We start from the raw sequence: 13,693 nt of genomic DNA, 5'->3' as shown, positions 1-13,693 counted from the left end.
CTCATGACCACGACCATCCGCTGGGAACAGGACCGCACCGGCGTCGTCACCCTCGTCATCGACGACCCCAGCCAGTCCGCCAACACCATGAACCAGGCCTTCCGCGACTCCCTCGCGCAGGTCACCGACCGTCTGGAGGCGGAGAAGGACACCATCCGCGGTGTCATCATCACCTCGGCGAAGAAGACCTTCTTCGCGGGCGGTGACCTGCGCGACCTGATCCGGGTCACCCCGGAGACGGCCCAGGAGCTCCTCGACGGCGGCATGGCCATCAAGCGCAACCTGCGCCGCATCGAGACCCTCGGCAAGCCGGTCGTCGCCGCCCTCAACGGCGCGGCCCTCGGCGGCGGTTACGAGATCGCCCTCGCCTGCCACCACCGCGTCGCCCTCGACGCCCCCGGCTCCAAGATCGGCTGCCCCGAGGTCACCCTCGGCCTGCTCCCGGGCGGCGGCGGTGTGGTCCGCACGGTCCGCCTGCTGGGCATCACGGACGCGTTGCTGAAGGTGTTGTTGCAGGGCACCCAGTACAACCCGCAGCGCGCCCTGGACAACGGCCTGGTCGACGAAGTGGCCGCCACCCAGGAGGAGATGCTGGCCAAGGCCCGCGCCTTCATCGAGGCCAACCCCGAGTCGCTCCAGCCCTGGGACAAGCCCGGCTACCGGATCCCCGGCGGCACCCCGGCGAACCCCAAGTTCGCGGCGAACCTCCCCGCGTTCCCCGCCAACCTGAAGAAGCAGACCAACGGCGCGCCCTACCCCGCCCCGCGGAACATCCTCGCGGCCGCGGTCGAGGGCGCGCAGGTCGACTTCGAGACGGCGCAGATCATCGAGGCGCGCTACTTCGTCGAACTGGCCGCGGGCCAGACCTCGAAGAACATGATCCAGGCGTTCTTCTTCGACCTCCAGGCGGTCAACTCCGGCGCGAATCGCCCCAAGGGCATCGACCCGCGCCAGGTCCGCAAGGTCGCCGTGCTCGGCGCCGGGATGATGGGCGCGGGCATCGCCTACTCGTGCGCCCGCGCGGGCATCGAGGTCGTCCTCAAGGACGTGTCCGCGGAGGCCGCGGCCCAGGGCAAGGCCTACTCCGAGAAGCTCTGCGAGAAGGCGGTCGCCAGGGGCCGCACCACCCGCGAGAAGGCGGACGCCCTCCTGGCCCGCATCACCCCCACCGCCGACCCGCAGGACGTGGCGGGCTGCGACGCGGTGATCGAGGCGGTGTTCGAGAACCCGGAGCTGAAGCACAAGGTCTTCCAGGAGATCCAGCACATCGTCGAGCCGGACGCGTTGCTGTGCTCCAACACCTCGACGCTGCCGATCACCGCCCTGGCCGAAGGGGTGGACCGCCAGTCGGACTTCATCGGCCTGCACTTCTTCTCGCCGGTCGACAAGATGCCGCTGGTGGAGATCATCAGGGGCGAGCGCACGGGCGACGAGGCCCTCGCCCGGGCCTTCGACCTGGTCCGCCAGATCAAGAAGACCCCGATCGTGGTGAACGACTCCCGGGGCTTCTTCACCTCCCGCGTGATCGGCCACTTCATCAACGAGGGCGTGGCGATGGTCGGCGAGGGCGTGGAACCGGCCTCGGTGGAACAGGCGGCGGCCCAGGCGGGCTACCCGGCGAAGGTCCTGTCCCTGATGGACGAACTGACGCTGACGCTGCCCCGCAAGATCCGCAACGAGTCGAAGCGCGCCGTGGAGGAGGCGGGCGGCACCTGGGCCACGCACCCGGCGGAGTCCGTCATCGACCGCATGGTCGACGAGTTCGACCGCCCCGGCCGCAGCGGCGGAGCGGGCTTCTACGACTACGACGACTCGGGCAAGCGCGCGGGCCTGTGGCCGGGCCTGCGCGAACACTTCACGCGCTCGGACGCCGAGATCCCCTTCAAGGACATGCAGGAACGCATGCTCTTCTCGGAGGCCCTGGACACCGTCCGCCTCCTGGAGGAAGGCGTCCTCACGTCGGTCGCCGACGCCAACATCGGTTCCATCTTCGGCATCGGCTTCCCCGGTTGGACCGGCGGAGTCCTCCAGTACATCAACGGCTACGAGGGCGGCCTCCCGGGCTTCGTCACCCGAGCGAACGAACTGGCGGAGAAGTACGGCGACCGCTTCACGCCTCCGGCGCTGCTCGTGGAGAAGGCGGAGAAGGGCGAGCCCTTCAAGGACTAGTCACGGGCGTACAGCACCGGGGCCGACGGACCCGCCTGAGCCTCTCAGGCGGGTCCGTCCGTCTCCGAGGCTTTGACCCACTCGCGCAGCTCCTCCTTGAGCGAGCGCTGGAACGTCGTCAACAGGGCCTGGACGACCAGGGGTTGCATATCGGCGGAGAGCGACTTCACGTCCTGGGCGGCGCGTTCGGACACCTCGCCGCGGAACAGCTGCGACAACTCGTGGGCCGCGGCCCGAGAGTGCTGGAGCAGCACCCTGCGCGCGGCGAGGATCGACTCCTGCGACAGCGGCATGTCCAGCAGCTGCACCCCGAGCCGCAGCACCCCGAGATCGACCCGGAAGTGCTCGCCGGCGAACTCGACGACGCCCATCGCGGCCAGCCGCTCCAGGTCTTCGTCGCCGAGCGCCCGCCCCGCCCGCTGCTCCAGCTCTTCCCGTGTCACCGTCTCCACGGCCTCCGGCGCCCAGGACGCCACCACGGCCCGGTGCACGGCGAGGTCATGGGCGTCGAGGCCCGGCGGCAGCCGGTGCAGATACCGCTCGATCGCCGCCAAAGTCAGACCCTGCTGCTGAAGCTCCTCGATGAGCTCCAGCCGGGCCAGATGCTCCCGCCCGTAGTGCCCCACCCGGCGCGGGCCGATCACCGGGGGCGGCAGCAGCCCCTTGGTGCCGTAGAACCGCACCGTGCGGACCGTCATCCCCGCCCGCGCGGCCAGCTCGTCGATCGTGAGGGTGGGTTCCTCGGTGCCGGTCGTCATGTGCAGCAGTATCGCTGTCTCACCAATGCTGTGACACCTTCTGCGACCAGCCCGGAGCAACCGTGTGAGATGTAACGCTCTGTGACATAGGCCACCGCGTGAGTCGCGTTCCGTCGGGGAAGGTGGCCCCTTGGTCTGTGCCCCTACGCAGGGCGCAGGCCATTCGTACGTCCGGACACCCGAGCGCGATCCGCTCGGGCGCACCAGAGAGTGGTACCACCACGTGAGCAAGGACGCCGTGGACACGGCACAGGCCGTATCCCCCACCGTGGCGGCCCAGACGCCCGCGGACGCGGGCGATGCCGGCTACAGCAAGGACCTCAAGGCCCGCCACGTCAACATGATCGCCATCGGCGGCGCCATCGGCACCGGACTCTTCCTGGGCGCCGGCGGCCGACTGCACAACGCGGGCCCCGCGCTCGCCGTCGCCTACCTCGTCTGCGGCATCTTCGCCTTCTTCGTGGTCCGGGCCCTCGGCGAGCTGGTCCTGTACCGGCCCTCCTCCGGCTCCTTCGTGTCCTACGCGCGGGAGTTCCTCGGCGAGAAGGGCGCCTATGTCGCCGGCTGGATGTACTTCCTGAACTGGTCCACGACCGGTATCGCCGACATCACCGCCATCGCGCTGTACACGCACTACTGGAGCATGTTCACCGACATCCCCCAGTGGCTGCTGGCCCTCGCCGCCCTCGCGGTGGTCCTGGCGGTGAACCTGATCTCGGTGAAGATCTTCGGCGAGCTGGAGTTCTGGTTCGCGATCATCAAGGTCGCCACCCTCGTCGCCTTCATGTTCGTGGGCATCTTCCTGCTGGCGACCCAGCATGAGGTCGGCGGTCAGACTCCCGGCCTCGACGTCATCACCGACAACGGCGGTGTGCTCCCGCACGGCATGATGCCGGTCGTCCTCGTCATGCAGGGCGTGATCTTCGCGTACGCCGCCCTGGAGCTCGTCGGCGTCGCCGCGGGCGAGACCGCCGAGCCGGAGAAGGTCGTCCCGCGCGCGGTGAACTTGATCATGTGGCGCGTGGGTCTCTTCTACGTCGGCTCGGTCGTCCTCCTGGCCCTTCTCCTCCCCGGCTCGGTCTACTCGGCCGACGAGAGCCCCTTCGTGACGGTCCTGTCGAAGATCGGCGTCGAGGGCGCGGGCGACGTGATGAACCTGGTGGTCCTGACGGCCGCCATGTCTTCCCTGAACTCCGGCCTGTACTCCACCGGCCGCATCCTGCGCTCCATGGCCATGGCGGGCTCGGCCCCCAGGTTCACCGCCCGCATGAACCGCAGCCAGGTGCCCTACGGCGGCATCCTGCTGACCTGCGCGGTGTGCGTGCTCGGCGTCGGCCTGAACTTCCTGATGCCGAGCCAGGCCTTCGAGATCGTGCTGAACGTGGCCTCCCTCGGCATCATCAGCACCTGGGTGATCATCATGATCTGCCACCTGATGTTCGTCCGCCGCGCCAAGGAGGGCCTGGTCACCCGCCCGTCCTTCCGGCTCCCCGGCAGCCCGGTCACCGAGATCGTCACGATCGCCTTCCTGCTCGCCGTGCTCGGCCTGATGTGGAAGGACCCCGAGGTCGGCCGCAAGACCCTGCTGCTCATCCCGGTCATCGCCGCGATGCTGGTCGGCGGCTGGTTCGCCGTCCGGCGCCGGGTGGCGAAGACGGAGGACGCGGAGCTGGCCGAGCTCACGAAGTAAATCCAGGGGCCACTGTCAGTGGCAGCGCCTACGGTGGCGTCATGTCGGAGATCACGTACGTCCGGGGTGACGCCACCGTTCCGTCGGTGAAGGGCGTCAAGGTGATCGCCCATGTCTGCAACGACATCGGGGGATGGGGCAAGGGCTTCGTGCTCGCCGTGTCGCGCCGCTGGCCGGAGCCGGAGAAGGCCTACCGCGCCTGGCACCGCGGCCGCGCCGCGAACGACTTCGGCCTGGGAGCGGCGCAGTTCGTCCAGGTCGAGCCCTATGTGTGGGTCGCCAACCTGGTCGGCCAGCGCGGCATACGCACCGGCAGCAAGGGCGTCCCCGTGCGCTACGAGGCGATCGACGCGGCCCTGGACCGCCTCGCGGACAAGGCCACGGAACTCGGCGCCTCCGTCCACATGCCCCGGATAGGGTGCGGTCTGGCCGGTGGCAAATGGTCCCGGGTGGAGCCGCTGATCACCGATCGGCTGGTGCGCCGGGGGATCCCCGTCACGGTCTACGACCATGGGGAGGGGCAGAGTTGAGCCGCGACACCGACGTTCTCGTACTGGGCGGGGCAGGCGTCGACACGATCATCCACGTGCCGGAGCTGCCACTCCCGTACGCCGACAGCTACATGATCGAGGACGGGGTACGCACCCGCGCCGGACAGACCGGCGACTTCGTGGCGCTGGGCCTGACCAGGCTGGGCTTGCGGACCCACCACCTCGACCTGCTCGGCGACGACCCCGAGGGCGACCTGGTCCGCGCACTGCACAAGGACCACGGCATCGCCCTGACCGCCGTACCCCAACCCCTCGGCACCAAGCGCGCGGTGAACCTCGTCGGCCCCGACGGCCGCCGCCTCTCCCTCTACGACAGCAGCAGGGCGGCCGACGGTGACCGCTTCCCGGAGACCACGGTCCGCACACTGGCCGAGGCCAGCCGCCACGCGCACGCCTCCATCACCCAGCCCTGCGCCCACGCCCTGCCCGTCCTCGCCGAGAGCGGAGTGACGATCTCCACCGACCTGCACAACTGGGACGGCGAGAACCCCTACCACGAGCCCTTCGCCCTGGCGGCCGACCTCGTCTTCCTCTCCACGACAGCGCTGCCCGACCCGGAGTCGACGATGCGCCGCCTTGCCGAGCGGGGCCGCGCCGAGGCGATCGTCGCGACGGCCGGCGCCGAGGGCGCGTACCTGCTCACCGACGGCAGCCTGACCCACATCCCGACGGTCACGCCCCCGGCACCGATCGTCGACTCCAACGGCGCCGGAGACGCCTTCGCGGCGGGCTTCCTCTTCGGCTGGCTCAACGGCGAACCCCCGCACCGCTGTGCCCACTACGGCGCGATCGCCGGCGCCTACGCCTGCACGGTCCCGTCGACCCGGGCGGACGCGATAACCCGGGCCGACCTCATGGCCGGCGCAGCCGAGAACCCCCTTTAGTGACCGTGATCGTGCACGTCATTCGTCGCCGCGATCTTCCGCCACGACTTCGGCTGAGCCGGAGCCACCGACTCCCGTGAAATGGACGCCGACCGGGCCGTCGCAGCAACAGGCTTCGACGGCTCGAACAGCCACGTGTCGAAGAGCGAGCCCAATGACTGCCCGGAGACCTGCTCGGCGTACGCCCGGAAGTCCCCCACGGACGCGTTGCCGTAGGCGTACTTCTGCGTCCACCCCTTCAGAATCGCGAAGAAGTCCTCGTCGCCGATCTCGTTCCGCAACGCCTGAAGCGCCAGCGCTCCCCGGTCGTAGACCGCGATGTGGAACTGGTTGTCCGGCCCCGGATCACCGGGCCGCACCGTCCAGAACGGATCGTCGGCCGCACGCGTCGCGTACACGTAGTCGGCGATCTCCTGCGCCGTGCCCTCGCCCTCGTGCTCGGACCACAGCCACTGCGCGTACCGGGCGAACCCCTCGTTGATCCAGATGTCCTTCCACCCCGACACCGACACCAGGTCGCCGTACCACTGATGGGCCAACTCGTGCACGACCACCTGGGTGTTGGACCCGGCAGCGAACTGGCGCGGGCTGTAGAACGGCCGGGTCTGGGTCTCCAGCGCGTACCCGGTGTTGGTGTTCGGCACATAGCCGCCGAGCGCGTTGAAGGGATACGGCCCGAAGTACTCGGCCAGCCAGTCGGCGATCTCCCCGGTCCGCTCGATGCTGGCGCGCGCGGCGCCGTCGTTGTCGCCGAGGTCCTTGCTGTAGGCGTTGACGACCGGGATGCCGCTCTCGGAGCGGCCGGTGGTGATGTCGAACTTCCCCACGGCGAGCGTGGCGAGATACGTCGCCTGCGGCTTGTTGGAGCGCCAGTTGTAGCGGGTCCAGCCAAGGCGTGAAGTCGTCGACTGGAGCGTGCCGTTGGAGATGGCCTGGGTGCCGTCGGGCACCTGGACCGACACGTCGTAGGTGGCCTTGTCCAGCGGGTGGTCGTTGCTCGGGAACCACCACCAGGCCGCCTCGGGCTCGTTCGCGGCGACCCCGCCGTCCGCGGTGCGGTGCCAACTGGTGAAGCCGTACGCCTTCTCGCCGGACGGCACCCCGCTGTAGCGGATCACGATCGTCACGTGCGAGCCCTTGGCCAGCGCCTTCTTCGGGGTGATCTCCAGTTCGTGCTCGCCGGAGGTGGCGAACGACGCCTTCGCGCCGTTGACCTGCACCTCGCCGACGTCCAGCAGGAAGTCCAGGTTGAACCGCGACAGGTCCTCGGTGGTGCGGGCCAGCAGGGTCGCCGTGCCCTCGAGACGGTCGGTCGCGGGCTGGTACTTCAGCCGCAGGTCGTAGTGGCTGACGTCGTAGCCGCCGTTGCCGTAAGCCGGGTAGTAGGGATCGCCGATGCCCGATGCGCCGGGGGCGGAACTCGCGGCCGATGCCGGGATCGCCAGCAGTACGGAGGCCGCCGCGAGCACGCCGGGCGCGAAGAATCTGCGGTGCACGAAAGCTCCAAGTCGTCGGGGACCGAAGTCTGTTCGGACTCTATTCAGTCCCTGTGCCCCCGCAGGTGTCCACAGGCCCGGCTGTCACACGATCGCCATTCGGCCGACACGAGCCGACAGCTCACCTCTGACCACTCAGTGCGTCCGATTGCCCTCTTCTGCACGGCAGTTGACCGATGTACCGTCCGCGCATGCCAATACGCATGCGCTTCACGATCTGGAGACCGCTCGCGACGGCGGCCACGGCCGCCCTGATGGCCACCTTCCTCACCCCGGCGACGGCCCAAGCGGGCCCGCGCACGAGTGAACCCGTCTACTCCTACGACGCCGCCATCCGCGAGGCCGTCTGGGTGGACACCGGGCTCGACGGCGACGCCGACGGACGCACCGACCGCGTCGCCGTCGACATCGTCCGCCCCAGCGAACCCGCCCAGCGGGGCCGCAAGATCCCCGTCATCATGGACGCCAGCCCCTACTACTCCTGCTGCGGACGGGGCAACGAGAGCCAGAAGAAGACGTACGACGCCGACGGCGACGTCGTCCAGATGCCGCTGTACTACGACAACTACTTCGTGCCGCGCGGCTACGCCTTCGTCGGCGTCGACCTCGCCGGCACCAACCGCTCCGACGGCTGCGTCGACGTCGGCGGCCGCTCCGACATCCAGTCCGCCAAGGCCGTCGTCGACTGGCTCAACGGCCGCGGGAAGGCGTACACGACCCGTACCGGCACCACCCGCGCCACGGCCACGAGCTGGACCAACGGCAAGACCGGCATGATCGGCAAGAGCTACGACGGCACCATCGCCAACGGCGTCGCCGCGACCGGGGTCGAGGGACTGGAGACCATCGTCCCCATCGGCGCCATCTCCTCCTGGTACGACTACTACTTCGCCCAGGGCGCCCCGCTCTTCGACTCAGGCCCCGACTGGCTGTCGAACTACGTCGAGAGCCCCGACGCCCGCGCCCGCTGCACCGCCGTACAGCAGAAGATCGTCGACGGCGCCCCGCGCACCGGCGACTGGACGCCGCTGTGGAGCGAGCGGAACTACGTGCCGGACGCCGACCAGGTCGAGGCCAGTGTCTTCGTCATCCACGGCATGCAGGACCTCAACGTCCGTACCAAGCACTTCGGCCAGTGGTGGGACGCCCTCGCCAGGAACGGCGTGGAGCGCAAGATCTGGCTCTCCCAGACCGGCCATGTCGACCCCTTCGACTTCCGGCGCGCCGAATGGGTGAACACCCTGCACCGCTGGTTCGACCATGAACTCCTCGGCTACGACAACGGCATCGACGACGAACCGATCGCCGACATCGAACGCCGGCCCGACCAGTGGGTCACCTCCCAGGCATGGCCGCCGCGCGGCACCGACAGGACGACCCTGCGCCCCGCCGAGGGAGCCCAGGAGGGCGTCGGCGCGCTCGGTCTGAATCCGGGCACAGGCACCGAGTCGTTCACCGACGACCCCGCGCACGACGAGACCGACTGGGCCGCGTCCATCGATCGATCCACGCCGGACAAGGCGGGCTTCACCACCGCACCGCTCACCCGCGACCTGCGCCTGTCCGGCTCCTCGAAGGTCACCGTCACCGCCACCCCGACCACGGCCACGGCCCATCTCTCGGCCGTCCTCGTGGACCTCGGCCCCGACACCATCCGCGACTACGCCGCAGCGGGCGAGGGCATCACCACCCTCACCGAGCGCACCTGCTGGGGCGCGAGCACCACCGGCGACAGCGCCTGCTTCAAGGAGACGGCAGCGAAGACGGCGGACGTCGACTACACGATCCTGAGCCGGGGTTGGACCGACCTCGCCTCGTTCGCAGGAGCGCCCCTCACGCCCGGCAGGCCGTACACCGTCACTCTCGACCTGGCCGCCACCGACCATGTCGTCCCGGCCGGTCACCGCCTCGCACTCATCGTCGCGGGCACCGACAAGGACCTCATCGACCCGCCCTCCACCAAGCCGACCCTGACGCTCGACCTGTCCCGCACCTCGGCCAAGGTGCCGCTGGTCGGCGGCGCCGACGCCTTCCGCAAGGCCGGCTCCGGCGCGGCGGCGGACCCCGGCGACGCCTTCCTGGAGGGCGTACGTGAACCGCGCACCGCCGAGCGAGTCCCGGAGGCATCGTGAAGTCCCGTATCGCCGCGGTGATCGCGGCCGCCCTCGCCGCACCCCTGCTGTCGATCCCGGCGCACGCGGCGGACACCCCGCCCCGCACCGGCTTCGAGCAGTCGGGCGGCGCCCGGTGGACCGGTCAGCCGGAGGAACAGCAGTTCCTCGCCGCCGTAGACTGGGCGAGCGACCGGGTGTCGATCAGCCGCATCGGCACCACCGCACAGGACCGCCCGCTCCAGCTGGTCCGGATCGGCACCCGCCCCACCAGCCGTACCGTCCTGCTGGTGTGCAGCCAGCACGGCGACGAGCCGTCCGGCCGCGAGGCCTGTCTGACCACGATCCGCGATCTGGCCTACGGCGACGACGCGCGGACCAGGCGGCTGCTGAACTCCACCACCGTGCTTGTTGTGCCCACCGCCAATCCCGACGGCCGGGCGGCGAACACCCGCGGCAACAGCGACGGCGTCGACATCAACCGCGACCACCTCGCGCTGCGGACCGCCGAGGGCCGCGCGCTGGCCGCGGTGATCCGCGACCGCAAGCCGGACGTGGTCTACGACCTGCACGAGTACGGCGGCACACCCCCGTACTACGACAAGGACCTCTTCGACCTCTGGCCGCGCAACCTCAACACCGCCCCGGCCCTGCACGACGAGGCGCGGAGCCTGTCGCTGGAGTACGTACGCCCCGCCGCCGGCGCCGAGGGCTACACCACCGGCACCTACGGCATCTGGACCGACCCGGTCACCGGCGAGCCCATTCGGCAGGTCGCCGGGGACGGTCAGGAACGCATCCTGCGGAACATGTCCGGCGTCAAGCACACCGTCGGCCTGCTCATCGAGAGCCGGGTGGAACCTCTGACCGAGGTGCCGGAGCCGGTCAACAACCGGCGCCGCGTCGACTCCCAACTCGCCGCACTGGACGGTCTGTTCGCCTTCGCGGGGGAGCGGGGACGGCAGGTCGACTCGGCCACCTCGGCGGCCCGCCTCGCGGGCTGGCGGGACACCGGACCGGTCTACCTCGGCGGCGCCGACAACGACCCGGCCGAGCCCGCCGAAGTGCTCCAGGACCCGCCCTGCGGCTACCGGCTGACGGACGATCAGTACGCCGGGATCAAGGACGAACTGGCCCTGCACGGCGTGCGGACGCACGGCACGTATGTCCCGCTCCGCCAGCCCCTGCGCGCCCTCGTCCCGCTGCTGCTCGACGAACGCGCCCCGTACCACCTCGCGATCGCGGAGCCCGACACCGACTGTTGAAACAGCCGGGAGGGACGGCGCCTGTGGTAGGCCGTAGAAGTCCTGAAAACAGGACATAATTCACGGCTTTCCATGGAAGGTGCCGCAGTTGACGGAAGACCTGAGGAAGAGCGGTGACACCGACCGGGTGGTGTTCGGTGTCACCGCCGTCATCACCGTGGCCTTCGTGATCTGGGGCTGGACGGCAACGGATTCGCTGGAGAGCGTCTCCAGCAGGATGCTCAACGGCCTGATCCACAACGGCGGCTGGGCCTTCATGCTCGCCGCCTCCTGCTTCGTCGTCTTCGCCCTCTGGCTCGCGATCAGCCGCTACGGCCGGATCCACCTCGGTGCCGAGGGCGAGCAGCCCGAGTTCCGCACCGTGTCCTGGGTCGCCATGATGTTCAGCGCGGGCATGGGCATCGGCCTGATGTTCTACGGGGTCAGCGAGCCGCTCGCGCACTACACGACCCCACCGCCCGGCACCACCCCCGCCGACTCCGCCGAGCGCATGGAGACGGCGATGGCGACCACCCTCTTCCACTGGACGCTGCACCCCTGGGCGATCTACGCCGTGGTCGGCCTCGCCATCGCCTACAGCACCTTCCGCAGGCGCCGCCGCCAGACCATCAGCGCCGTCTTCACCCCGCTCATCGGCGAGAGGCACGCGAGCGGCGCCGGGGGCCGGGTGATCGACATCCTCGCGATCATCGCCACCGTCTTCGGCTCCGCCGCCTCCCTCGGCCTCGGCGCGCTCCAGATCGGCTCCGGGTTCCAGGAGCTGGACTGGATGGACGACGTCAGCGAGGGCCTGCTCGTCGCCATCATCGCCGTACTGACCCTGGCCTTCGTCGCCTCGGCCGTCTCCGGCGTCGAACGGGGCATCCAGTGGCTGTCCAACACCAACATGGTGCTCGCCCTGATCCTCGCGGTCTTCGTGTTCATCGCGGGCCCCACGATCATCGTGCTCGATCTGCTGCCCACCTCGATCTTCGCCTACCTCGGCGATCTGCCCCAGCTCGTCGGCCGCACCGAGGCCAGCGCCGGTGAGGGGGTCGCGGACTGGCTCGGCAGCTGGACCGTCTTCTACTGGGCCTGGTGGATCTCCTGGACGCCCTTCGTCGGCATGTTCATCGCCCGGATCAGCCGGGGCCGCACCATCCGGCAGTTCGTCGGCGGGGTCATCCTGGTGCCGAGCAGCGTCAGCCTGGTCTGGTTCGCCATCTTCGGCGGTACGGCGATGAAGGTGAAGGAGGGCGGCGGGCTCAGCGGCGAGGACACTCCCGAGGGTCAACTCTTCGGCCTGCTCCAGGAGTTCCCCATCGCTACGGCCACCAGTCTGCTCGTGATGGTCCTGGTCGGCATCTTCTTCGTCTCCGGCGCCGACGCAGCCTCCATCGTGATGGGCACCCTCTCCCAGAAGGGTGCCCTCGAACCGGCCCGCTTCGTCGTGGTGTTCTGGGGCGTCGTGACCGGCGCCGTCGCCGCCATCATGCTGCTCGTCGGCAGCGGGCAGGGCGACGCGCTCACCGGCCTCCAGAACCTCACGATCCTGGCCGCCGCGCCCTTCGTCCTCGTCATGATCGGCATGTGTGTCGCCCTCATGCGCGACCTGCGCCGGGACCCCGTCATCGTGCGCACCGAGATGGGCAGCGAGGCCGTGAAGCTGGCCGTGATCACGGGCCACCGCGAGTACGACGGCGACTTCGAACTCAAGGTCGGCCCGGGGCCCGGCACCGAGATCGAGGGCGACCCGCTGGGCCACGACCACGCATGAGCGCTCAGCCGGAGGCGAGGGCGGACGCCTCCTCCGCGCAGCCCCAGGCCACCGTCACCCCGGCGCCGCCATGGCCGTAGTTGTGCACCAGCACCCGTCCGTCCGGCAGGAGTTCGCGCTCCAGCCGGACCGCGTCCCGCACCGGCCGCAGCCCCACCCGGTGCGCCAGGACCCGAGCTTCGGCGATCTCCGGCCGCAGCTCGGCACAGCGCCGCACGATCGCCTCGGCCACCTTGGGATCCGGCTCCAGCGACCAGGCGCCCTCGTCCGCGGTGCCGCCGAGCAGCAGCCGCCCCGGCTGCGGAAAGAAGTACGCCATCTCCCCGGCGGCGTCACTGGAGGTGAGCCAGGTGTCGATGCCCGGGTTCTCCACGACCACCAGCTGCCCGCGCACGGGCCGCAGCGAAGGGTCGGGAACCAGCTCGCGGGCGCCGAGGCCGGTGCAGTTGACCACGACGGGCGCCTCGGCCTCGGTGAGCGAGGAGACGGTACGGGTCTCGATCGTCCCGCCCGCACTGCGGAACCGTTCCCTCAGCCACGGCAGATGAGTCGACATGTCGATGAGCGGCAGCCGCGCCCACAGCCCCGCCCCGCCGTACTCCGCCTCTGTCGTCCCCCGCAGCCCCGGCACCCGCCCGGCCGCCCAGGCGTCCGCCCCGTCCAGCTCCCCTTCGCCCAATACCCCCTCGATCATGCGTACGCCGGTGGCGTCGGGGTCGCCCGCCAGCTCCGCGTACACCTCCAGCGACCGCAGGGCCCACTCCCGGGCCAGGGCGAGCGGTTCGATCTTGTACGGCCACCAGAGCGCGCCCGCGACGGCCGAGGTGGTCCGCTCGACGGGGTCCCGGGTCCACACCCGGACCCGGCGGCCCCGCTCGGCCAGCACCAGTGCCGTGGTCAGGCCGATGACCCCGCCGCCGACCACGATGACTTCGTCGTTCCGCCCGATCTCCACGCGTGGACCGTAGCGGAATGTGCCATGCCGTGCTCACATCACCCCCGCGCTGGGGATA

General features: G+C 70.1%; 10 protein-coding genes. 7 read left to right on the top strand and 3 right to left on the bottom strand.

Features of this window, described 5'->3' with window-relative positions:
* The first annotated feature begins 3 nt into the window (after positions 1-3).
* A complete protein-coding gene (locus BN159_RS08175) occupies positions 4-2,169 on the top strand; it encodes a 3-hydroxyacyl-CoA dehydrogenase NAD-binding domain-containing protein (RefSeq protein ID WP_015656463.1) in 2,166 nt (721 codons plus the stop codon).
* 44 nt (positions 2,170-2,213) lie between these two features.
* On the opposite strand, the gene BN159_RS08170 is transcribed toward BN159_RS08175, so the two are convergent.
* Positions 2,214-2,927 carry a MerR family transcriptional regulator gene (locus BN159_RS08170; protein ID WP_015656462.1) on the bottom strand — a complete coding sequence of 238 codons (714 nt, stop codon included), beginning with the start codon at positions 2,925-2,927 and terminating at the stop codon, positions 2,214-2,216.
* A 223-nt stretch (positions 2,928-3,150) separates the two neighbouring features.
* Here BN159_RS08170 and BN159_RS08165 point away from each other — a divergent pair, with 223 nt between their 5' ends.
* From BN159_RS08165 to BN159_RS08155, 3 genes are read left to right on the top strand one after another with little or no spacing between them, the layout of a single operon-like run.
* Positions 3,151-4,617, top strand: a complete 1,467-nt coding sequence (locus BN159_RS08165) for an amino acid permease (protein WP_041818959.1) — start codon at positions 3,151-3,153, stop codon at positions 4,615-4,617.
* 41 nt (positions 4,618-4,658) lie between these two features.
* Complete coding sequence (locus BN159_RS08160; RefSeq protein ID WP_015656460.1) at positions 4,659-5,147, top strand: macro domain-containing protein; 489 nt, start codon at positions 4,659-4,661, stop codon at positions 5,145-5,147.
* Entirely contained in the window at positions 5,144-6,052 is a 909-nt protein-coding gene (locus tag BN159_RS08155) for an adenosine kinase (protein ID WP_015656459.1), read from the top strand. Before BN159_RS08160 ends, BN159_RS08155 begins: the two co-directional genes overlap by 4 nt.
* Here the strand turns inward: BN159_RS08155 and BN159_RS08150 are convergent.
* Positions 6,049-7,548: a M1 family metallopeptidase gene (locus BN159_RS08150; protein ID WP_015656458.1), complete on the bottom strand. Its 1,500-nt coding sequence runs from the start codon at positions 7,546-7,548 to the stop codon at positions 6,049-6,051. The genes BN159_RS08155 and BN159_RS08150 overlap by 4 nt on opposite strands.
* 191 nt (positions 7,549-7,739) lie before the next feature.
* Between BN159_RS08150 and BN159_RS08145 the strand changes: the two genes are divergently transcribed.
* From BN159_RS08145 to BN159_RS08135, 3 genes are all read left to right on the top strand, one after another.
* On the top strand, positions 7,740-9,680 hold the full coding sequence (locus BN159_RS08145; RefSeq protein WP_015656457.1) for a Xaa-Pro dipeptidyl-peptidase: 1,941 nt from the start codon (positions 7,740-7,742) through the stop codon (positions 9,678-9,680).
* Positions 9,677-10,924, top strand: coding sequence for a M14 family metallopeptidase (locus BN159_RS08140; RefSeq protein WP_015656456.1), 1,248 nt, complete (start codon positions 9,677-9,679; stop codon positions 10,922-10,924). Before BN159_RS08145 ends, BN159_RS08140 begins: the two co-directional genes overlap by 4 nt.
* 79 nt (positions 10,925-11,003) lie before the next feature.
* Positions 11,004-12,680, top strand: a complete 1,677-nt coding sequence (locus BN159_RS08135; RefSeq protein WP_408055016.1) for a BCCT family transporter — start codon at positions 11,004-11,006, stop codon at positions 12,678-12,680.
* Between the two features lie 4 nt (positions 12,681-12,684).
* Here the strand turns inward: BN159_RS08135 and BN159_RS08130 are convergent, their stop codons facing one another.
* Positions 12,685-13,635, bottom strand: coding sequence for an FAD-dependent oxidoreductase (locus tag BN159_RS08130; protein WP_015656454.1), 951 nt, complete (start codon positions 13,633-13,635; stop codon positions 12,685-12,687).
* Positions 13,636-13,693 lie beyond the last annotated feature (58 nt).

Source organism: Streptomyces davaonensis JCM 4913 (assembly GCF_000349325.1).
Taxonomy (GTDB): domain Bacteria; phylum Actinomycetota; class Actinomycetes; order Streptomycetales; family Streptomycetaceae; genus Streptomyces; species Streptomyces davaonensis.
The sequence above is the reverse complement of the archived record's forward strand: the minus strand, read 5'-3'. Positions and strand labels throughout refer to the sequence as shown.